Consider the following 22,971-nt stretch of genomic DNA (forward strand, 5'->3'; position numbering starts at 1 on the left):
GGCTCACGGATCTCACTCCCGCTCCGGGCACGTTGCGATGCATCGCGTGGTCAGGGTCGTATCCAGCAGGTTTCCCCCGCCCGACACCAGCCCGGTCATCAACGGATCCAACGGCTCGTGCATGCCGCACCCGGTGAATGTGGGGATCGTGTACTCGGAGCGATCCATCCGGCTCTCGGCTCCCTCCGCGAGGTTCACCGTTCCGGTGATCTCGATGGAAGCGGGAACGCGCGTGCGGCACTCGTCCCCGACCCCGAGCGACACGCCGTCCTGCCGGACATCGCTCAGCAGCACGAACAGCTCGGCGTCGAGATCGACGTGCGCCTGCTGCTCGGCGAGGTCCAGCTCGGCGTCACCGCTGACCTCACCGTGCTGGACCAGCTCGACCGTGCTCGTTGTCGGCATGAAGTCGAAGGCCACGAAGTACCCGGCGGACGGCGGGATGTCCAGATCACCCCGCACCTTGTTCTCGCCGTCCTCCTCGTAGATCACGCCGTCGAAGCGGCCCTGCTCCAACTCCAGGTCGGATCCGAGACCCGCGATATGCGAGACGGCGTCCACATCGAACGACACGTCGAGTTCGATGCCGGGAGCTGCGGGCTCGGCCATGGTGACCCCGGAGTCGTCGCTCTCGGCGGGATCACCACCGTCATCGGTGGACTCGCCTGGCGATTCGGCGGAACCGGCGACCGTGATCGTGCCGAGTTCCTCGCCGTGGCCCGTACCCGCGCACTCGATCGGACGCGGCTTCGCGCTTCCGGACGGGTACGCGGTGCCGCCCGCTACCAGCTCGACGAGCTCGACCCGAACGGGCCCGGTGTCGGCCGGCGTGTACTCCGGGACGCTGCCGGACAGCGCGACGTCGAGCTCGCCGGACCCGGGAAGGGACACGGCATCGGACACCATCCCCTCGACCGGCAGCTCGGTCGTTCGCTCGCCCTGACCGAGGCGGAGGGACGCATCGAGGGCGATGTCGACCTGCTCGACTCCGGACCCGCGCAACGCGTCCACCGCGGCGGACGGCAGCGTGACCGCGGCCTCGACCGGCGGGAGCTCGACGTCCTGCCCCTCGGCGACAGTATCGGGTAGGGCGCCGGTGAACCCGAGGACCGCGTCGAACCCGGCACCCGAGCCTGCCGAGCAACGGGTCCCGCTCTCGAACGACACGTCACCCGCCGTCGCGGCGCCCGCGACCAGCGCGGCGGAGCCGACGGCGAGCGCGGTCGCGAAGGCCGCCGATACGGCTCTCGCCGGGACCTTCCGAGACCGAGGCAATTTCATGTGCGCGAGTTCCCGTTTTCCGAACGACGCGGACAGGGGAATGAACCCTGCCGGCAAAATCCTTAATGGACCAAAACGTTGCGTTCCCGGAAACCTTATACGCGGGCTGCGGCGACCACAACACTTCGCAAAAATCCCCCCAGCCGGACCGGGCGCACCCCGGAATTCTTGTCACCGGCACGCGAAACCGGCGCGGCCGGATTGTCAGGCAGCTACCACGAAATCCGGCCGGTTCGGCGTGGATCCTGCGACCGGCGACCACCAGATGGTCAGAACCGCGACGCCAGCCACTGTGTCTCCATCAACCGGTGTTTGAGGAGCTTACCGGTCGGGTTCCTGGGAAGCTCGTCGGTGAAGACGACGTCGCGTGGTACGGCGAACCGCGGCAGCCGGTGCCGGACGTATGCCCGGACCATCCCGGCGTCCAGTCGCGCACCGTCGTGCAGGACGATGTAGGCGGCGAGCCGCTGCCCGAACTCGTCGTCGTCGACACCGACGACCGCTACGTCCGCCACCTGCGGCAGGTAGGCCAGCGCCTCTTCGACGGTGCGCGGGAAGACGTTCTCGCCACCCGAGATGACCATCTCGTCCTGCCTGCCGGATACGAACAACCGTCCGTTCGCGTCCACGTACCCGAGATCGCCCGTATCCATCAGGGAATCACGGACCTCGCGGCTGCTGCCGTCGGTATAGCCGTGGAACAGCATCTCGTTGCCGACGAAGATGCGGCCGGTCGCGCCTGGCGGCACCGGTGCGCCGTCGACGTCCAGGATGCCCAGGCGGGTTCCCAGCGGCGGCTTCCCCGCCGTCGTCGGCGCGGCCCGCAGGTCCGCGGGATCGGCCACGGTGCCCCACGAGACCTCGGTCGAACCGTAGAAGTTGTACAGCACATCGCCGAAGGTGTCCATGAACTCCGTTACCAGTGCCCCGGACATCGCGGACCCGCTGCTGGCGACCACGCGCAGGCTCGAGGTGTCATACCTCTGCCGCACCTCCGCAGGTAGATCGAGAATCCGCCGGAGCATGATCGGGATGGCGAACAGCGCAGTGCACTGCTGCTCCGCGATCGTTCGCAGGCACGCCTCGGCGTCGAAGCGCTCCTGCAGCACCACGGTCGCCCGCAGTGGAGTAGTGATGAGCATTCCCGCCATGCCCCAGGCATGAAAGATCGGTGCGGAGATCAGCATGCGTTCGCCCACCCGCAGCGGGATCCTCGACAGCATCGCCGCGACACTGCCGAGTCCCTTCGACGACGGGCGCAACGCACCGCGCGGGGTACCGCTCGTACCCGAGGTCATCACCACTACCGAGCCCGGCCGGGCCGGTGGTTTCCGCCCGGCACGCGAGACGGTCGTGCGCAGCGAGCGCACCGTCAGGCCCGCGGCGCCACCGGCGCCCGGCCCGGTCGTGATCAGCTGGACGCCGTCCGGCAGGTAACGCACGAGCGGCTCGAAGTCCTCGTCCAGGATCACCGTGCCCACGCCGTGCTCGTCGACGGCATCCTCCACCTGCTGACCGGCGAGAGCGGTATTGAGCAACACCACCGAAGCGCCGAGCTTCCCGCAGGCGAGCACGCTCTCCATCATGGCGATGTGGTTACGCGCGAGCACGCCGACGGTGCTACGTGGGCCGACACCGACGCCTGCCAACCCCGCAGCCAGCCGGTCGGTGCGGTGGTCGATCTCGCCGTAGGTACACGACGACGCACCGTCGACCAGCGCGGTACGGCCGGGTTCTCGCGCCGCCGCGGCAGAGTACCCGCCCACCAGCGTGTATCCCCACCTGCCGACGGATCGCAGCTGCGCAAGTACCCGGTCCGGCCGCCCCGGACCGACCACACCCGAACGCATCAGGGTACGCAGCACGCCGGCCCCGTACCCGCCCGAGGTGCCACGGTTGACCACGTACGCCCCGGAGTCCCCCGCGAGGTACGCACGGACCCGTGCGAGCGCCGCCCGCATCCACGACCTGATGCGGCCCTTCGACCACTCGTGCCCGCCGGGTACCGGCAGACGCGGGTTGAAGAACACGAGAGCCAGTCGCGTACGGCCTGCGCCGAGCGGGGAGAGGTGTACCGATACCCACGATCCGGTGTCCGGGATCGTCGCGAGCACGAGCTTCTCCGCCTGCCGGTTGATCAGCGCCTGCAACCGGAACTCCGTGACTCCCTCGCTGCCACGGTCGACACGCACGTGATAGGTGGTGCCGTGCACCGGATCGTGCGACGGGACCCGCTCGCAGGAGCTGATCCCCGTGAAGAACCTGGGATAGACCTCGGGGTCGCCGAGAATCTCCCACAACCTCGCGGGGGCATGGTCGACCAGCGCGTCGAAGGCTACATAATCGGATGACATGCCGTAGCGCCTTCCCACGAGTGCCCACCCTGACAGTGCACTCCATTAAGCGACGTACGTCACATCTGGTCAATGGGATCGGATCGATCCGCGCGGCGACGCGGGCAGAGCTGTCAGATGCGCGCAACGACGCGCATCCGGATTGCGCGAATGTGTCAAGTCCGTGATCCGGGCATGCCCGCTCGGGGCACACCGCGGACCGCGAACGGCCGCACGCGATCGGGCAGCCTCGGCCTAAGTCGGCTGGGCGTGCAGTACCCCTTCGAGACGGTCGGCGGCGGCACGTTCTCCCCCCGCGGCGAGGAAGGACATCGCGATCTCCCCTGCGGCGTAACGGTAGGAGGGATCGGTCAGCGCCGTATCGATCGCGGCGCCGATGTGGCTGGCACGCGCGTGCCCGAAGCGCAGGCGGGTGCCGGCGCCCGAGCGCTCCACTTGGTCTGCGATGACCGGCTGGTCGTCCCTGATCGGCGCGACAACGAGGGGTAATCCCCTGCTCAGTGCCTCACAGACGGTATTGTGCCCGGCATGGCATAGCACGACGTCGACGTGGTCGAGCAGCTCCAGCTGCGGCACATGCGAGCGGACCACGACGTTTTCCGGCACGTCTTCGAGCGCTCCGGCCGGATCCGCGATGACCGCGCTCGCCCACGGACGATCACGCAACGCCGACGCGCACTCGGTCAGGAACCGTTGCCCCGTGGCATCGTTGACGGTCCCCAGGGTGATGTAGACGAGTGGATGCATCCCGTCGATCCGCGGCCACGGGAAGTCCACGTCACCGCGACGCTCGCGTGTCACCGGCCCGACGAACCTGACCGAGTTCCCTGCAGCATCCGCACCGGCCAGTGCCGCTGTGGTGAACGCAAGCACCAGGTACGGGGAGAACCGCACGTCCTCCGTCCCCCGCTCGGTCCCGAACCTCTTTCGGAGCATGTGCAGCTGCCCGGCCACCCAGTCGCGCACCTGAGGGAAGCCCGCAAGCGGGTCGGTCAGCTCGGCGGATGTCGTCGCCGAGGTGACCCACGGCAGTCCCATCCGGTCGGCGACGAGGCCGCCTGCGAACGCCTGCTGGTCGACGACCAGAACGTCGGGCTTCTCCCGCTCGACTGCTTCCTCCACCCCGGACACCATCGACTCGGTGACCGGGACGAGCACCTGTTCCCAGAGGTACCTCAACGCGCCGAACCCGCGCAGCCCGGGTGGCCGCGGGTGGATCGGAGCGGGGGCACACCCGTACACGCGCGCCCAGCCGGGCAGCAGCCCGCCCAGCGCATCCGTGTCACCAGCCCATGCGACACCGTGCCCGCGCGCTGTCAACTCGGAGGCCACACCGATCGTGGGATGCACGTGCCCGGCGAACGGCGGGACGACGAAAAGGAATCGGCTCACGCCACCTCTCCCAACCATCTCAGGTGCTCCTGCTCGGTAACCCAGTTCAGCAACAAGTAGCGCAGCAGGTGATGGCGCTCGACGAGGACGGAATGGTCCTGATCGTTGATCACCTCGGTCCTGCAGCTCGGCAGGACGGCCTGCAACGCGTACGGGTCGTCCCGCTGGAATCCGTCGCTACCGACCACCGTCATCACCGGGCAGTGCAGCGCACGCAGCTCCTGCTCACCCAGCAGCGGCCCGGAGGGGACGTCCGCGACGATGCTCGTCGACTCGATGATGCGCAGCGCAGCCGTCGCCAGGCGGGCGTGGTGCTTGCCGTACGTACGCTCCAGCCATTCGATGTTGGCCGGATCACGCGCCTCGTCGAGCACGTTGCCGAACGTGCGCTCCATCTTGTCCGCCCACGGTTGGGTTGCCGGCTCACCCTCGATCGCCACGACGCTGCTGACCCGTTCCGGGTGGGTCGCCGCGAAGCTGAACGCGATCGTTCCGCCGAAGCTGTTTCCGATCACGTGCACAGGACGGTCCTCGGCGAGCTCGGCGAGCAGGCCACGCAGGTCGGCCACGAAGTCGCTCACCCGGTAGCCTGTAGCCGGCCGCGCGCTACGCCCGTGCCCGCGCAAGTCGTAGGTGAGCACGTCGATGCCGTGCTCGGCGAACGGGGCCGCAAGGGTCAGGTAGAAGCTCGCCAGGCTGTCGTATCCCAAGCCGTGCACGAAAACCACCGTCGGAACCGGCTCCCCTCCGGACGGTCGCGCCGCCAGCCGCTGGAAGTGGGTACTGACCCCGTTGACGTCTACCCTGCCCACCGTCTCAACTCTCCCTGTTTCGAAACCTGCCTGTACTGTGCACGACGAAATCGACGAGCGATCCGATACGCAGGCCGATCACGTCGTCGAGTTCCATCTCCGCGAGGAACGCGGCGAGGTTGACGTGTTCGCCGTAGCGCTCGGCGAGGCGCGAGCCGAGCGCCACCAGGTCGATGCTTTCCAGGCCGAGATCCTCGTGAAACGCGGTGTCACGGGTGATCTCGGTGCCGTCCTCCAGCCCGTACTCGTCGAGCAGTTCGAGCAGCATCGCACGGATGTCGTCGAGGGCGGTCTCCGCCGGAATCGCCTCGCTCGTGGTCATGGCACTACCTCCCTACAGCTCGTTGTCCGCTGCGCCGTCGGTCCGGGCGACCGCGTACTCCCGCGTGCCGCCCGGCTCGGGCACGACCGCTACCCGCACGCGCCTGCTCCGCGTCGCCGAGGCGACGTCGATCGCGATCTCGCCGTGCGACTCGCCGCCCGCGGCGATCGCTTCCGCTTCGATCCCGACCTCTCCCGGCCTCGCACGCCGGACCACCATGCGTGCGACGGCGAGCCGGGCCATGGCCACCGGTAAGGCGTCTCCGGTCATATGACGTAGCCGATCGAGGAGGCGCTCCTCCGCGGGTGCCACGTCGTTGGCCGTCTCGAGTGCCGTTGAGGAGACCTCCCCGATAGCGACATCGGGCTGGGCGTGCGCGTGCCCGGGCACCCACGCCACGCTGAGCCCGTCACACTGATCCACGGCCACCGGCAGGTCACCGACCCGGAGCCCGTACACACCGCCAACTCGGTACCGGCCACTACGGTCGCAGGAGACGTGGAGCTCGGCGGGATAGACGGCGCCGTGCCCGCGCCGCCACAGCAGGCCCCGAACCGCGTCCTTGACCACCACCCTGGCAAGTAGCCAACGCCTGCGCTCGGGCGGATCGCAGGCCTCGTACTCCGCGCGCTCGGATGCGCCGAGATACTTGGGCACGAAGAACTCACGGGAGGCGAGGCCGTTCCACGGTTCCGCGAGCAACCACCAGCCGCCGGGCTGTTCGCGCGCGATCGTGTTGGTTCCGGGCAACCGGTGCACGGCGCACGCCCGCTCGTCCCCGTCGACCCGGTAGTCCTGCCAACCGGTCACCGACACTCCCACGCTCCCGTTCACGGTGACCTGACCGTCGACCACCACGTGCTCATCACTGAGCGAGGTCACCCGGACGGCGCCGCCGACAGTCTGTCCGGTGGGCGGCTCGGGCGCGTGGAACCGGATCCGTTCGATGCGTGCGGGGAAGGCGATACACCGTCGCGGATGGTTCTCCACCAGCCACTGGCCGATCATCTGGCCGACGTTGTCGAGCAACGCACCCGGCGCGGACGGCACCGTTATCTCGGCCCGGAACGACTCCGGCGAGATCGCCGTGGAGCGAGTGATGCCCTGGAACGCCGGGCCGTGGAACATCCATCCCTCGTCGTAGAGACGCCTGGCGGACAGCTCGGGTACGCGCTCGTACCTGGCGGGCGGCCACGGTTCCGGCGCATCATCCGGGTACCGGTCGCCGAGCGTGATCACGGCATCCGCGAAGCCACCCAACCGCGCAGACACGCGGTGCCGGTCCAATGGTTCGACCTCGACAGGCACCTGCTGCCCCGGCGCCGCGACGAGCCAGCGACGTAACCGCACGTCGGAGACCTCGGTGACCACCCTGCCGGGAGCCGCGGCGCGCGCGGCCCCGGCCAGATGCGCGATCATGCCTGTCGCGGGCATGACCGGCCTGCGGTCGGAGTGGTCCGGCCAGCCGGCACGCTGCGCGGCCATGCAGTGGTCGAGCAGATGCGGCATCGACTCGACGTCGACCGGCAAGGTGTGCCGCAGCGCGCCGGGCGCGGGGTGCGGGCCTGCGGTGCGGCGGCGACCGGCGGCGTGAACCCGGGGTGGGCGCGCGCGCCTGCCGCGCCCGCCGGCATCGGCCGCTTCGATCACCTCGGCCACGGACGCTGCGCTCTCCTCAAGCAACATCCCGAACTCGGCCGCGGCAGGGAAGCGGGCACCGAGCTCGCGCAGGCGCGTCGCCTGCGCGAGCTCGGCCCGGTTCGTAGGGGGTGATACCGCGGCACCCGCGGCCGGTGCCGCGGTATCCGGGTCGAGGACGGAGAAGTCGGGGTTCCCGCCCTCGACCCACGCCGCGGCCGCAACGCGCCGCAGCTGTCCGGTCCCCGATCGGTGCGGGGAGTTCGCGGTGATCGTCAGGTGCTCGGACTGGCGCAACGTATCGTCGACCAGCGAGCCGAGCTGCCCGCAGCCGGCTTGCACGAACATCCGGACGCCGGAGTCGTACAGCTGCCGGATCAGCGCGCCGAAGCGCACCGGCTCGATCATGTGACGGACACTCAGGTCCCGGATGCGTCCGGGATCGTCCGGGAAACGTGTGGCCGTGGTCGCCGACCACACCGGGATCGTGGCGGGATGCATCGGCAGGCTCGGCACGCCCTCTGCACGGAACGGCCCCAGGTAGTCCTCGAACATCGGTGTGTGGAAACCCGATTGGAACGGGAGTACATGACTGATCACACCGTTCGCCCGCAACTCGTCGACCAGTGTGGATACCGCTTCGCCTGGGCCGCACACGACTGTCTGGTTGGGTGAGTTCTCGTGCGATACGACGATGCCGCCCCTACCACGGACCGCTGAGGCCGCGCGCTCCGCCGAGCAGCCGAGTACCGCGAACTCGAGTCCGGGTACGCGCAGTGCATCCAGGTCCGCACGTTCGATCATCCGTACGAAGTCCCGTTCCGGCAGGATCCCTGCCGCCCGCATCGCCGACCATTCGCCTACGCTGTGCCCGGCGAGCGCGTCCGGTCGCAGTCCCAGCGTGCGCAACGCGCGATACATCAGCTCGTTGACCGTGAACACGGAGGCGGCGTACCTACCGAGCGTGTGGGTATCCAGATCGCCGACGGAGGTACCGAGCCACCCGGCTACATCGGTCACACTCGGCGAGAACTCGGCCTCCAGGCCGGGGAACACGAAAGCGATACCACCGCCCGCGGAGAGCAACGGTTCCGGGCTGAACCAGATGTCCTTACGTCCCCGCCACGGGGCTTCCTTCCGCACGATCCGCGCGGCCAGCTCGCAGCGTTCGCGGGTCGGCCCGATGAGCGCCACCCGCGGACCCGGCTCCTGGTGATGTGCGCCCACGTCCGGCGTTCCGCTCCGGTGGCCCTCGAGCCGCCCGGCAAGCTCCGCGGCCGAGCGCCCGGCCAGCAGCAGCACGTCCTGCTCGCCCCCGGCCCGGGCCTCCCGGCCACGTTGCCCGGCCGTTCCTGATACGTCAGCACGTGTCATCGCTGCACCCTGCACCCGCCACGTCACCAGCCGGACGCCGTCACGATCGGCACGCCATCCGCGGGACCCCAAGCCAGTTCGGCGAACAGCTCGCCGATCGCCGCATCAGGATCCATCAGCGAGACGCCACGTTCGGCGTAGCTGCGCTCCAGCTCGGGGGTGACCATGCCGCCGTGCTCGGCTGCCGGCGCCCACGGACCCCAGTGGATCGTGCGCACCCTTCCGGACAGCGGCCGCGGCGATCGAGCGGCGATCCCCTCCAACGCATCGTTGGCCGCCGCGTAGTCGGCCTGCCCGCGATTTCCGAGGGCGGCGGCGATGCTGCCGAACAGCACGACGAAGGATGGCGGTTCACCGCCATCGGCAAGGCCTTCCAGCAGCTCGCCTGCACCGTCCACTTTGGTTGAGTACACGCGCTGGAACGACTCGGTGTCCTTGTCGGCGACCAGGCGGTCCTCGATCACTCCTGCCGCGTAGACGACACCGTCGATCCTGCCGTCCTCTGCGTAGATCTCCTTGACCAGCCCGCGGACCGACCCGGGCTCGGTGACGTCGACCGTGTGGTACCGCACGTCGGCCGCTGTCTCGCTCAGCTCGGCGAGCGTATCCGTCACCTCACGCCGCGCGAGGATCTCCCGTGCCTGCAGGTCGATGTCCTGCGGTCCTGCGCGACCACGGCGGGCGAGTACCGACCGTAGCGCGGGCAGATCGGCAGCCGCGGCGAGCTCCGCGTCCTCGGGTTCGGATGGCGGCGGGGTCCGTCCCGCGAGCCGGATTCGGCAACCGGAGTCGGCTGCCAACCGCTGCGCCACCCGGGCGGTGATGCCACGCGCGCCGCCGATGAGCAGGACCACCGAGTCCGGGCCGAGGCCCATGTCCGACACGGGATCCGGCCGGCCGTTCGCCCGGTCGTCCGCGTGCGGCGCGCCGCGTTCGGCGACGACCATGCGGAACGACCTCCGGGAACCTCCCTCCACGGCGACCACCGGATCCGGCCCTGCGGTCAGCATCTCGCTCAGTACCGTCGATGCCAGCATCCCGACCGGCTCGTCGCGGTCGACCTCCACGAGCCGCACCCGCGTGCCGGGATGTTCCTTGTACAGGGTGCGTACGAGTCCCCGCAGGCCCAGCGATGCCCGCGCACCGTTGCCGTGCGGAGCCACGGCGAGTACCCACCGCGGCCGCCGCGCCAACGCGCACCTGAACAGCGGGTAGTCGCGCGGCAGTGACGGCTCGGCGTCGTTGTCGAGCGCGTTCAGCACGACCAGACCGTCGAGATCGCCGTCATCGGATTCCAGCTCGGCCGCGTACCGCGTCCCGTCCGCGACCACCCACGCGGTGGCGCCCCGCGCGGAGAGCTCGTCGGCGACATGTTCCGCGAGCTCGCAGCCGCCGACCACGGCAACGCGGGCGCCGACCAGGACGTCGGCGGGCTCCGTGTCGCCGGCTTCGGCATCCTCCAGCCGCAGGACGTGTCGAACGGGCGGCTGCGTGGCCGGGACCCGCCCGGCATCCACCGGGGTAGCGGGCGCGTCCGCGTTCTCGCCGGCCGGGGTCGCACTCTCCCCCGCTGCGCCGTCCCGGCCCGCGGTGTCCGGCGCGGTGCCCGCCGTAGCGGCCGACCCGGACAGCGCTTCGGCCATCGCCCGCGCGGTACGTGTCCTCGCGAGGTCCTCGGCGCTCACCGGAGCCCCGCCGGGTGACCCTGCGATGAGCTCACCGGCGACCTCGGTGCGCTTGATGGAATCCACGCTCAGGTCCGCTTCCAGGTCGAGATCCGGTTCGATCATCTCCGGCGGGTATCCGGTCCTGCGTGCAAGCACGTCGACGACGCGTGCCAGCTCGTCGCCGGCACTCGCCTGACCGCCGGCATCCGCCCCGACCCGGTCGTCCGGAACGCGACGCTCCGGCGGGGGCTCCTGCAGCTGTCCGTCGTCCTGGCCGGTCCGCCGGTCCGCGTCCCGCCCGGCATCCATCGCGCGCCGTTCTCCGTCGGTCCTGCCCGGCACCTCGAGCGGCACACCCGGATCGGCACCGAGGTAGGACAGCATCACGTCGCGCTGCGCGGCCACCATCTCCCTGCTGTTGCGCAGGAACTCGCTCATCACCTCGTCGGTGGGGCCGGTATCGCCCACCGGGCCGTCTCCGAACATCACGGTGCCTTTCACCTCGTCGGCGGGGAACAATCCACCAGGCACAACCTTCCCGTCCGCCGTACGGGCGAGGTGGCCGTTGACGGTCCAGCGTGGCCGCCCGGGCGCCCGGGACGTGGACACGTCCCGGGCGTCCCGCCCGGTGAACAACCAGCCGGTCCGCACGTCGCTCCCGGAGACCGCGAGGGTGGCAGCGGCACGCAGGAAGCCACGCAGCCCGCCGCCGGCCTCGTCGCAGCCGACGACGGTATGCGGCCGGTCCCCGAGCACCGCGCCGACGAGCCCGCCGAGCACCGAACCGGGGCCGGCTTCCAGGAACACCCGGAACCCGTCGGCATACATCGCTTCGATCTGGCCGCAGAAGTCGACCGGCGCCGCGATCTGCGCGGCGAGCTCGGAACGCACGGCCTTCCCGTCGCCCGGGTACGCGCTTGCCGTGCGGTTCGACCAGACCTGGGTGCGTGGAGCACCGACCGGCAACGGTTCCAGGGCAGTCGCGAACAGCCCCGCGGCATCCTCGACGACCGGGCTGTGAAACGCGCAAGCGACGTTCAACCGGGTCACGGGAAGTCCCATCGCGCTCAGCAGCTCGATCGCCCTGTCCAGCCCGGTTGCCGGCCCGGACACAACCACCTGGCCGGGTGCGTTGTAGTTGGCCACGACGACCGAGCCGAGCGAGGGGGCGCCGTCGAGGACACCGTCGACGGTTTCCCGGTCGGCCCGCACCGCGGCCATACCGCCGGGATCGCTGCCGGCCGCGGTGACCATGGCGTCGGCCCGTTCCTTCGACAGCGCGGGCAGCGAGTGTTCGTCGATCGCTCCGGCCGCGGCGAGCGCGACCAGCTCACCGTAGCTGTGTCCGGCGTAGGCGTCCGGCCGGATCCCCAGCCTGCCGAGCAGGTAGTGCACCCCGAGGCCGGTCACCCCGAGCGCGGGTTGCGCCATCCTCGTGTCGCGCAGCCGCTCACGCTGGTCACGCGCGGTCCCGGCATCGAACGCTGCCGGTGGGAACATGGCGGCATGGGTGTCCGGGTCCCGCACAGCGATGCGCCTGAGCTCGTCGAACGCGCCGAACAGCTCCGCCATCATTCCGGGGTACTGGCTCCCCTGGCCGGGGAACAGCACGGCCAGCTTGCCTTCCGGCTCCTCACCGGTCGCGCGGAACACGACTCCGTCGACGTCGGTGCGGCCGTCGAGGGCTGCCCGCAACGAGCCTGCGAGCTCGTCGAGGTCCGCCGCCACGATCGCGACCTGCACCGGCTCGGTTCCGCGATCCGATCGGGCCGATGCTGTGCAGGCCAGATCACGCAGCCTCCACGGCCTGCCGTGCGACTCGTTGGTTTCGACGAGAGCCGACAACCACTCCAGCTCGCCGTGCGCGGACGCGCGGTCGGCACCCCGGAAGGTGAACAGTTCCGCAGGCCAGTTCCACAGCCCGTGCCTGTTCGAATCAGCAGCGGAGTGCCCGGCGAGAACGGCGTGGAAGTTGGTCCCGCCGAACCCGAAGGCACTCACCCCCGCGATCCTGTCCCTGGGAGCCGCCGCCCAGGGCACCGCCTGTTCCCGGAACACGAACGGGCTGTGCTCCGGCGACCACGCGTGGTTGGGTTCGCCGATCGCCCTTGTGGGCGGGAGAATCCCGGTGTAGATGGCCATGGCGGACTTGATCAGCCCGGCGAGGCCCGCGGCGCACATGGTGTGGCCGATCTGCGACTTCACCGACCCGAGCACGCACGAACCCGGCTCGGTGCCCGCCTCGTCGAACAGCGTGGTCAGTGTCGTCAGTTCCGTACGGTCCCCGACGACGGTCCCCGTGCCGTGCGCCTCGACCAGGCCGACCTGGCGCGGCGATACGCCGGCGAGACCGTACGCCCGGTCCAACGCCCTGCGTTGCCCTTCCGGGCGAGGAGCGGTCAGGCCGAGAGCCTTACCGTCGCTACCACCGGCCACTCCCTTGATCACCGCGTATACCCGGTCACCGTCGCGTTCGGCGTCGCTGAGCCTTTTCAGCGCGAGGCACGCGACGCCCTCGCCGAGCGCGATACCGTCGGCCGAGGAGTCGAACGTCTTGCAGCTACCGGTCGGAGACAGCGCCCCGACCGAGGCGAACAGCAGGTAGTCCTCGATCGCGTTGTGCAGGTCCGCGCCGCCGCAGAGCATCATGTCCGCCGAATTGGTCGCCAGCTCCTTACACGCGGTGTCCAGCGCGGCCAGCGATGCGGCGCATGCCGCGTCGATCGTGTAGTTCGAGCCGCCCAGGTCCAACCGGTTGGCGATCCGACCGGCAATCACGTTGGACAGCCGTCCCGGCAAGCTGTCCTCGGTCAGGCGCGGCAGGCAGTTGTCGAGTTCCTCGGGAAGCTCGCCCGAGTAGGACGGCAGCACCATCCGCAACGTCTTCGCGTTGGCCAGGTCGCTACCCGCGGCGGCACCGAAGACGACTCCGGTACGCGAACGGTCGAACCCGGTTCGCGCGTAACCCGCATCGACGAGCGCCCTGTCCGCCGCGTGCAGCGCGAGTAGCTGTACCGGCTCGATCGACGCGAGTGATCCCGGCGGGATACCGAACCGCGTCGGGTCGAACGGGATGTCCGGGAGGAACCCTCCCCATTTCGACGGTGTCGAGTCCCCGCCGGTCGGTGTCGCCGGAGCATCCTGCGCGACGAAGTACGTGTCGACGTCCCACCGTTCAGGGGGAACCTCGGTGATGGCGCCCACATTGGACACGACGTTCGACCAGTACTCCTCCAGCGTGGCCGCCTGCGGGAACATGCTGGACATTCCGACGATCGCGATGTCGAGGGGTTCCGGTTCGGGTGGTGACTCGGCATCGCCGATACAGCGCCGGATCCGGTCGATGCTCGCGTCCCGGAACGCGGCGGCGCCCCCGGTGACCTCCTCGTGCAGCTCAGCCAGTGTGGTGAGCCCGTGGCGCAGCGTGGCAACCTGGCCTGCCATGAACATCCCGGACCGGTGCTGCTCGGCATCGTCGACGGCCACGAGCGAGTCGCCGTCCCGCCGCACACCCTTGCTGGCTATGCGCAGCCTGCCGACGTTGAGCTGCTCGAGCCGCTCCCAGACCGCGCGCCTGTCCAGTCCCTGGTCCCGCAGGTTCGCTGCGATCGACGTGAATTCGGAGGTGAACGGGCTCTCCACGCACCGGGTGGCGTGTCCGGGGGCGGTCTCCAGTAACTCCGTGTGTTGCGCTTCCCTGGCAACCTGCTGGAACACCGGTCCGACGGCGCCGCACGCGACCGCTTCCTCGGTGAACAGGTACGCGGTCCCCATGAGAATCCCGACAGCGGCTCCCTCCCCGGCAAGCGGACCGGCCATCGCCGAGACCATCGCCGAGGAACGAGCATCGTGAATGCCGCCTGCGAACAGCACCTCCAGCTCCTCGCCGGCACCTCCCGCCGCGATGAAGTCACGGAGTACGCCGAGCTGCTGCTGCCACAGTGTGAAGCAGCTACGTGGTCCCACATGTCCACCGCACTCGGATCCCTCGAACACGAACTTGCGCGCCCCGGCGTCCAGAAACTGCTCGAGCAGGCCTGGCGACGGCACGTGCAGGAACGTCGAGATGCCGGCGTCCTCCAGGTCACGTGCCTGGTCCGGCCTGCCCCCTGCGATCACCGCCGTGCGCGGCCTGAACCGCAGCACCGCATTGAGCTGTGCGGCACGCAGATCGTCCGGGGCGAACCCGAGGATCCCCACGCCCCACGGTCGCTCGCCGAGCCGGGCATCGGTCCGTTCCAGCAGGTCCGACACCTGCTCTCCGCTGGACAGCGCGAGCGCCAGGTACGGCGTCGCGCCGGCCCCGGCGACAGCTGCCGCGAAATCCGCCTGGTCACTCACCCTCGTCATCGGGCCCTGCGCGATAGGGAGGTCGCCGCCGAGGCGCCCGCTCAGCGGTGATCCTGCCCGCAGGTCGGCATGGTTGCCGGGCTCGGCAGTGCCGTGCATCGCGGCCAGCACCGACCGGACCGCCCTGGCGACACCGCCGTAGTGCTCCACGAACCGTGTGGCGAGGCCCGCGTCCTGGCCGGCGACGATGTGCACCGCCTCGGCACCGGCACCACCGTTGCCTGCGCCACGCCCGGTACCCGGTACCCGCGCCGGGATCACCCGCCTGCCGTCCACCACGCGACTGTCCGTCCCGTCGCTCGCGGCAAGGGTGCCGCGGATGTACCCGGGCAGTTCGGATTCCGGCAGGAGCGCGAGCTGGGTGTCCAGCACCACACCCGCGGCACCCCCGGTCACGGCGGCGGCTGCGGTCTGCGGTCCGATTCCGCCGCACACCCATACCGGCAGTCCGTGTCGCGGTTCGGACAGCAGCTGCTGCAACAGCACGAACGAGCCGAGCTCGCCGACCCTGCCGCCCGCTTCGTTTCCCTTGGCGACCACACCATCGGCTCCGGACTCGCGTGCCACGACAGCTTCCTGCCGGCTCGCGACCTCGACAAGCACGACGACACGGTCGGCGATCTGCCACGGCTCCCACGGTGCGTCCCAGCCCAGCACGACCACTTCCAACGCGCCGGCGCTGTCACCGAGCAACTCGGCGACCTCCTCGTACGTGAGTGCGCACTCGCCGTCCACCCGTACGCCGAACCGGTCCGTGTTCCCCCCTTCGACAACGCGGACCAGCTCGTTCCGGGAGCGGGCATCCCCGCACCCGAGGTCGATGACGCCCAGGCCACCCGCCGCGCTCACCGCCGCACACATCCGTGCGTCCGGTGTACCGCACGGGTTCACCCCGAGCAGTACATCGGGTCGTGGCCCGGCTGCTGACATGGCTTCCTCCCTGATCACAACTCGTCGCCTGCCGTGCAGGCGCCAACCGCCACTGCAGTACGTGCGCCGGTGTGATGCGCATCGCCAGTCATCAGCTCGCCGTATGCCGTGCCAGCCACGCCTGCGGATCCGTCGCCTTGGTCGCGTACATCGCCCGCACCTCGGGATGCGGCAGGATCAGGAACTCGCCACAGGCGATCCCGCGCAGTGCCGCGTCGGCGACCTCCTCCGGTGTGATGATGGGTGCGTGCTCGGCAACGGCCCGCGCCGCCGGATGGCCCGCGTCCACAGCCGGCATCAGCAGGTCCGTGCGCACCCCGAGCGGGCACAGCACACCGACACCCACGCCACTGTCCCCGTACGTCATGGCCAGCCATTCCGCCAGCCCGACAGCGGCTCCCTTCGTCACCGAGTACGGCGCATCACCCGGTAACCCGAGCAGGCCCGCGGCGGACGCCGTGAGCAGGAAGTACCCCTGCCCCCGGACCGACATGCGTGGCAACACCGCCTGAGCGAGGTGCACGTGAGCCATGACATTGACCGCCCATGAGCGGGCCCAGTGCTGCTGGGCCGCGTGCAGACCCTGCCCCATGGCAATACCGGCGTTGGAACACACAACGTCAGGGGGACCGAATGCGTGCTCCGTCTCCCGCACCAGAGTCGCTACCTGCCCGCTGTCGGAGACGTCCACGTGCACTCCGAGGGCCGCCACGCCACGATCGCGGATCTCGTCGGCCACGCTCGAGACGCCTTCCGCATCGACGTCGGCGACGACGATGCCGCGCGGATACTCGCCTGCGAACGAGCGGGCGAGGGCGGCACCGATCCCTCTCCCCGCGCCCGTGACGACTATCGTCGTTCCGTGCAATTTCATAACGGAATCCTCTCGGCCCGCTGCCGGATCACCTCACACCAGGGCCCGCACCGGGGCATCCACCACTCGGCATCGCTCCAGTATTCCGAACCTCACCCGGACGAATCGTTTCTATCGGGATCGGCGTGCCTCGTACGGAACCGGAAAAACTGCAGAGCACCGAGAACGCGTTAATTCTACGGACGCTTTCCGGACAGGACACCGCCCCGGATCGATCAGCGATTTCCGGCGACTGCTCGATGACGTTAGGCCGTGCGTACGCCGACCGTCAAGCAGTACTCGACGCCTGCTCGGCAACATGCGTCCGGGTTTTCAGCATTCGTCGCACAGACTTGTCGCATGCTGAGTAGAAGCATGCCTGAGCAGCGGGATCGACCTCGGCCGGGTGACAGGAGCGAACTCCCGGCCGCGCACCGGTCTACCAGGACACACCACAGGGCCCGACTCCCCGGAATTCCCGGAACCCCGGCTCACAATTGGACCTCCTTCTGCCGGCCGGGAATCCGGGGAGATGTCAGTCATACACGCTCTACAACCGCGCGGCAGGCAGGTGTGGCATCGTGACAAAATCAACGAACGGCATCGATTTCGGTTCACCACGACGTTGCAGATTTCCACGCATCCGGCTATATTTCGGCGTCCGTAGCGGCCCGGATGGTGGAGTGTCGTTCGGACTGTGCACGCGGTCCGGTTTCCAGTTGGTGATACCGGGGATGATGCGTCTTCAAACGTGACGGCGGACGCGAATGAAATGAATTCTTCCCGCGATCTGCGCCGGAGGGGAACGGTCACGAGTTGTCGGCCACCCCACGTGACGGCGAGTTCGGCGAACCGCTCGGGCGTGGCGGCTCCGGCGACTTCTTCTCAGACCCCCGCAGCTACTGCTCAGCCGGCGCGCGCAGGGCCATCTCGAGCCGCAGACGCTGTTCCGGATCGTCCAAGCTCTCGCCGAACAGCTCCCGCAGCTTGCCGAGGCGGTAACGGACGGTTTGCGGATGCACGCCGAGCCGCTCGGCGATATCGGTCACACAACCATCATTGACACCGAGCCATGCCAGCAGTGTCTCCGACATTCGCGCACGCTGCTTGGGCGTGAGGCCGGACAACGGGGCCAGTGCCGTCTCGCTGATGCGCCGAAGCAGGTACTCGTCAGAACTGATCGCCAGGTCCGCCAGCCGGTCGGCGCACATGATGACTTCCTCGTCGGGCATGTGGCCGCGCTCGGCCAGCTCCAGTGCCTGTCGCGCCATGTTGAACGAGGTGTGCGCCTCCTCCACCGCGACGACCGGCCCGACGGCCAGCCTGCGGCAGGCGAGTTCCTCCCGCAGGGCGTCCACGTACTGCTCAGGGTCGCTCATGACGAGACTCGGGACAGTGCCGTCCAGATCGACAAGCACGTCGCTTCCGAGTTCGGGCGTAACGTTACGGGTCCGGGCGGGGTCGTGTTCGATCGCGACCACACCGACATGCTCCGGCAGCGGCCAGTCGGTCGCGCTCGCCAGCTCCACGAGCGCCTGCCGCGACTCCGCCTCGCCCGACACCAGCAGCCGGTGCAGCCGGCGCCGTCTGTGGTCGATGCCGTCGCGCGAGTTCGCCGCGGCTTCGGCATAGCCCGCGCTCACCGTCGCCGCGAGCTCGTCGGAGTACTTGAACAGGCCGTCGGCGAAGGTGAACAGCGTGCCGGTCGGCACTCCCAAGGACTCACCGGACACCCGCAGGTGGCGCCACGCCACCTGGGTACCGATACCGACCGCCGAGTGCATGACGTCCATGGACGTCCCCGACCGGAACTGGCGACGACCCAGTTCCCTGAACCACTCCTCCCAGCCGGTCCGATCCACTTCGGATGAGCCCAGATTGTCGATGACGTGGTGGATGGCCTTCTCGACGCTGGTCACGATCACCTTGCCGAACTCCCCTTCGAGCGGCCTGTCGTACGCCGAAACCCCCACCCGGATCTCGTTGATCACGTCCTTGATCATCCGTCTGGTGATGGGTGCGAGGTGCTGCGCGAACTCCTCGGGGTCGATGAGCGCGAAAATGTCCTGGGCGCTCGTGGCATGGACCGGGGCACCGCGATGCTGAGCCGTCCCCGAATGCGGCTGACCGAGATCGGCGGCCACCGGCGTCACCCCCGCCTGACGATGGAACGGGACCAGCCCCGCACCGGGGCTGCTGGGGTAGTAGCACGACGATAGAGTCAACCGCCAGGCCGGTCAACGCTCCACCGCGCCGCACGACCAGGACCTGCCGAGTCTCGTCCGATCGGTAGACACGACTCGGGAACACGCTTGCCAGAGTTGTGCTCTGATGACAAATTTCGGCCGCACGACCTGCGTCAGGGCGCCATGACCTCTGCGGGTTCCCTCGGCCGCTCCGGCACCTCGGCGGCCACCCTCCTTTCACGCCGCCAGAAGCCGCGGAGCTTTCGTTCCGCCCAGCGCAGTGCGGCCGTGGGAGCGAAGACCAGGTCCCCTGCGATCACCGCAAGGGAGAAGAACGGCAGTCCCAGCATGACAGCGATGCCGATGTGCTCGGCGATCAGCACGATCAGCGCGGCGTTCTTGACCCGCCTGTTGAACAGCGTGAACGGGAACGCGACCTGAATGAACACGGTTCCGTACGTCAGGGCCAGAACCAGGACGGCGTGGCTGGAGACCAGATCCGACAGAAGCGGCCACGGGTTGAACGCCTCGACCTGCAGTGGGTAGTAGACCGCCGTGCCGTCCTGCCAGCGGGTTCCCTGGATCTTGTACCAACCGGCGGCAGAATACAGTAGACACATCTGCACGATGATCACGAGCAGAGCACTGTTGTGCAGCAGGTTGGCGAGCATATCCAGGACGGTGCGCGGTTCCACGGAAGCGAACCTGTTCACGCACCACCACACCCCCTGGGCGAGCCACAGCGACCACAGGATCACTACCCATACCACGCCCAGATGCCCGAGCAGTGACACCGCTACCAGCACAGCGCCGAGCAGCCCCCACAAAGCGGGGCCGGTGCGGTCCCCACCCGCCGAGCGGCGAGCGCGACGCGCGTCCAGCGACCACACCTGGCTGCACCGGGTCGCGACCAGGTAGATCGCCATCAAGTGAATGAGGTTCGTGCCGCCGTCGCCGACGAACGCATTACGGTTCTGCACCGAAAGCACACCGAGCATGAACAGCACCGCCGCCGCACGGGTTCGCCAGCCGAGCAGCATCGCCAAGCTGGCGAGGATCGCGAGGAGGTACAGCAGTTCGAACCACAGCACACCGTCCGACCACAGAAGTGCCGTGAACGCACCGTTGAGGTCCACTCTGCGCTCGGCAAGGGAGTGCTCGAACGTGCCGTCCGGTCCGTACAGTTCGCGGCGATTCGGCCACTCGCGCAGCAGGATCGACAGGAACGTGCCTGCGATGCCCATGCGCACCACGGCAGTCTGGTAGGGGCCGAGGGCGTAGCGGGTCACGCGCGCCGTGCGGCTCATCCGGTGGGCGTGGGCGTCGGCAACCGCACTCATCGGGCGCTGCCCTCCGGGAAGTCGGCCTCATCGACGTCCCACCACGGCAGCGTCCGCGTACTCGGCTCGTCGTCGGTCGTCCGCTCGCTCCACCCCGGCTCGGGCACGTAGGTTGTCACTGCCCGGGCCTGCAACTGTTCGACCGACTCGAGATCGACGGCTGTGCTGATCCGCAACAGGGCAACACGCTTGACGTAGCCCGCGGTGATCTCACCCTTCTCGTTGCGCGGCCGCTCGTCCTCATCGAGTGTGCTGGTCAGTGTGCGCCACGCCTTACGCAACTGGTTCCGTGTCTGGCTGGGGGCCAGGTTGCCGCGCGTAGCCTCGATCTCGGCCGCGGTGACGTCGTACCACCGCGAGATCTCCGCCTCGCCGTCTTCGTCACGGGTCACCACTCGCGCGTGTACTTCGCGGTTGACATGTACGGGTTCCGGCGCGAACAGCTTCCAGTTCTGCCGGAACTCGGGGTATACGTACCCGTTGACGGTGCCGCTGAACTCCCGGCTGACCACGTTCGACGGCGCCACGTGGAAGAACATCATGGCCAGGTGAAACGTCAGGACGATCGCGAGTAAACCGGCACCGGCGGCCACGATGACCCGCGATGTCCTCGACAGCACCGACCCCTCGCGATGCGCGCGCTCCGGGGACCCGGGCTCGTCCACGTTACACCTCTCTTCGCAGGTCAAAGAACTGCCACTGGGACGGGCATCCCTGGTGGGGCGGACAGTCAACCTAACCGATGATCGCGATGCACGAGCAGGTGGCACGTCGCGGGCCGCGCTTGCGCGGGCCATCCTTGTCGCGCCGGCAGCATGCATCCACTGTCCGTCGTCGGGCCCGCTCCGGGATCCGGTGATCCGGTTGTGGTGATTTCTCTGGCCCCGCCCTGTGGTGTGGGCGGGGCCAGAGTGGTTGTGGTGTTGTTGCGTTGGTGGAGATTTAGAAGAAGCCGCCGAAGCCGCCGAAGCCAAAGCCGCCGTCCTCGGTGCCGCCGTCCTCGGTGCCACCGTCCTCGGTGCCACCGGCTTCGGTGCCACCGTCCTCGCTGCCTCCGTTGTCGGTGTGGGCCAGGTTCAGGTCGATGGTGTTACCGGGGCCCGCGACGAACATGCTGATCATGTCGTTGAAGCTGCCGCAGTTCTCGACCGGTGGGAGCTCGTACTCACCGGAGAGGGTGCCGCCGTCGAAGGGGTCGAAGCCGGAGCCTGCCAGTTCGACCAGGGCGGGCTCGACGGTGCGGCAGTCGGGGCCGCCCCCGATGGGGAAGCCGAACGTGCTGACCTCGGTGAGGTAGACGTGCATCTCCGAGCTGGAGGTGAGGTTGCCGTCGTTGTCGAGCGTGCCGGTGGTCTCGCGGGTCTGCTCGAAGGCGACGTCCGCATCGGCTTGCAAGAAGCCCATGATGTTGAACGTGCCGCTGGTGTCGTCCAGCATCAGGTCCGCGGTGTAGCTACCGGTGGCCAGGTCCATGCGGGCGTCGATGCCGCCGTTGAGTGCGACCGTGCCGTCGGCGGCGTTGATGTAGGACTCACCGGAGAGGTCGTAGCTGATCTCGACGGGGTCACCCGGCTGGCCACCATCGGCGCCGCCGTCGTCAGCGCCGCCGTCCTCGGCGCCACCCTCGGTGCCACCCTCGTCGGTGCCGCCATCAGTGCCGCCGTCCTCGGCGCCACCCTCGTCGGTGCCACCCTCGGTGCCACCGTCGTCGGTGCCGCCCTCTTCGGTGCCGCCCTCTTCGGTGCCGCCCTCGTCGGTGCCGCCGTCTCCGCCGCCACCGTCGGTGATCTCGAACTCGTGCAGCACGTTGTCCTGCCCGTCGAGCTGGGTGCACTCGGACTCGAACGTGCCCAGACCGGTCTCGTTACCGTCACCATCGCGCGGGGTCATCGTCAGCAGCAGGTCATGCACCTCGATGCTGGCCGTGCCCGGCTCCTCGAAACTGATCGACGGTGCCGTCCCGTGCGCATCCACCACCAGCTCCCCGGAATCGGGCACCGGCTGCTGCGGGATGTCCATCGGCACCGTGATCGGCAACTCCATATCCGGCGCGTTGACCTGCGAGTCCGCATCCGCGGTGCCCTCGACCGTCTCCGCACCGACCATCTGCAGCCCCTCGGTGGCCTGCTCATCCACCGTCGAGACCGCATCGATCTCGAACTCCGGCGTGGACTCACCGACCTCGATCGACGACGGGATCTCCGTGGTGATATCCACCGTCATCGGCTGCACACCGATCAACGGGAACGGGCACTCGTAATCCAACGACAGCGTGGCCGTCTCGGCGCTACCCACACCGGAACTGACCATCAGCCCCGCCGCGATCACACCCGCACTACCCGCCGCGGTCAACCCCGCAGCAAATCTCCTCGAACCACTACGTGAACTCAATGAAAAATCCTTCCCTTGGCACGACGAATCGCACTTACCGACAACCACAAACCGTTCCTTCCGGACGGTTGTCGCGACCGC

12 protein-coding genes are annotated in these 22,971 nt (G+C 68.9%); all 12 read right to left on the minus strand.

Annotation, left to right across the window (positions count from 1 at the left end; all coding sequences use genetic code 11):
* Positions 1–12: 12 nt before the first annotated feature.
* Positions 13–1,281, minus strand: a complete 1,269-nt coding sequence (locus CHB84_RS02585; protein ID WP_141134553.1) for a DUF6801 domain-containing protein — start codon at positions 1,279–1,281, stop codon at positions 13–15.
* A gap of 269 nt (positions 1,282–1,550) precedes the next feature.
* A complete protein-coding gene (locus CHB84_RS02590) occupies positions 1,551–3,635 on the minus strand; it encodes an AMP-binding protein (protein ID WP_089299888.1) in 2,085 nt (694 codons plus the stop codon).
* A 234-nt stretch (positions 3,636–3,869) separates the two neighbouring features.
* Positions 3,870–5,027, minus strand: a complete 1,158-nt coding sequence (locus tag CHB84_RS02595; RefSeq protein WP_089299831.1) for a glycosyltransferase — start codon at positions 5,025–5,027, stop codon at positions 3,870–3,872.
* The gene (locus CHB84_RS02600) at positions 5,024–5,839 is read right to left on the minus strand and encodes an alpha/beta fold hydrolase (RefSeq protein WP_089299832.1); all 816 of its coding nucleotides are present in this window, start codon (positions 5,837–5,839) and stop codon (positions 5,024–5,026) included. Before CHB84_RS02600 ends, CHB84_RS02595 begins: the two co-directional genes overlap by 4 nt.
* 4 nt (positions 5,840–5,843) lie before the next feature.
* A complete protein-coding gene (locus CHB84_RS02605; protein ID WP_089299833.1) occupies positions 5,844–6,161 on the minus strand; it encodes an acyl carrier protein in 318 nt (105 codons plus the stop codon).
* 12 nt (positions 6,162–6,173) lie between these two features.
* Positions 6,174–9,173: an acyltransferase domain-containing protein gene (locus CHB84_RS02610; protein WP_141134554.1), complete on the minus strand. Its 3,000-nt coding sequence runs from the start codon at positions 9,171–9,173 to the stop codon at positions 6,174–6,176.
* Positions 9,174–9,196: 23 nt separating this feature from the next.
* On the minus strand, positions 9,197–16,120 hold the full coding sequence (locus CHB84_RS02615) for a type I polyketide synthase (protein WP_089299889.1): 6,924 nt from the start codon (positions 16,118–16,120) through the stop codon (positions 9,197–9,199).
* 91 nt (positions 16,121–16,211) lie between these two features.
* Positions 16,212–16,994: an SDR family NAD(P)-dependent oxidoreductase gene (locus CHB84_RS02620; RefSeq protein WP_089299835.1), complete on the minus strand. Its 783-nt coding sequence runs from the start codon at positions 16,992–16,994 to the stop codon at positions 16,212–16,214.
* A gap of 878 nt (positions 16,995–17,872) precedes the next feature.
* Complete coding sequence (locus tag CHB84_RS02625) at positions 17,873–19,117, minus strand: PucR family transcriptional regulator (protein WP_089299836.1); 1,245 nt, start codon at positions 19,115–19,117, stop codon at positions 17,873–17,875.
* A gap of 215 nt (positions 19,118–19,332) precedes the next feature.
* Positions 19,333–20,499, minus strand: coding sequence for an HTTM domain-containing protein (locus CHB84_RS02630; protein ID WP_089299837.1), 1,167 nt, complete (start codon positions 20,497–20,499; stop codon positions 19,333–19,335).
* The gene (locus CHB84_RS02635; RefSeq protein WP_089299838.1) at positions 20,496–21,164 is read right to left on the minus strand and encodes a DUF5819 family protein; all 669 of its coding nucleotides are present in this window, start codon (positions 21,162–21,164) and stop codon (positions 20,496–20,498) included. The genes CHB84_RS02630 and CHB84_RS02635 overlap by 4 nt, the downstream gene beginning before the upstream one ends.
* Before the next feature lie 277 nt (positions 21,165–21,441).
* Positions 21,442–22,890, minus strand: a complete 1,449-nt coding sequence (locus tag CHB84_RS22700; RefSeq protein ID WP_176439751.1) for a DUF6801 domain-containing protein — start codon at positions 22,888–22,890, stop codon at positions 21,442–21,444.
* Between the last annotated feature and the right edge of the window lie 81 nt (positions 22,891–22,971).

Origin of the sequence: Haloechinothrix alba, assembly GCF_900188115.1 — a bacterium.
Lineage (GTDB): Bacteria > Actinomycetota > Actinomycetes > Mycobacteriales > Pseudonocardiaceae > Haloechinothrix > Haloechinothrix alba.

Bases quoted from the DNA above. Each gene is read 5' to 3' on its own strand.
- CHB84_RS02585 (WP_141134553.1), bottom strand. From the start codon at position 1,281: ATGAAATTGCCTCGGTCTCGGAAGGTCCCGGCGAGAGCCGTATCGGCG.
- CHB84_RS02590 (WP_089299888.1), bottom strand. From the start codon at position 3,635: ATGTCATCCGATTATGTAGCCTTCGACGCGCTGGTCGACCATGCCCCC.
- CHB84_RS02605 (WP_089299833.1), bottom strand. From the start codon at position 6,161: ATGACCACGAGCGAGGCGATTCCGGCGGAGACCGCCCTCGACGACATC.
- CHB84_RS02610 (WP_141134554.1), bottom strand. From the start codon at position 9,173: ATGACACGTGCTGACGTATCAGGAACGGCCGGGCAACGTGGCCGGGAG.
- CHB84_RS02615 (WP_089299889.1), bottom strand. From the start codon at position 16,120: ATGTCAGCAGCCGGGCCACGACCCGATGTACTGCTCGGGGTGAACCCG.
- CHB84_RS02620 (WP_089299835.1), bottom strand. From the start codon at position 16,994: ATGAAATTGCACGGAACGACGATAGTCGTCACGGGCGCGGGGAGAGGG.
- CHB84_RS02630 (WP_089299837.1), bottom strand. From the start codon at position 20,499: ATGAGTGCGGTTGCCGACGCCCACGCCCACCGGATGAGCCGCACGGCG.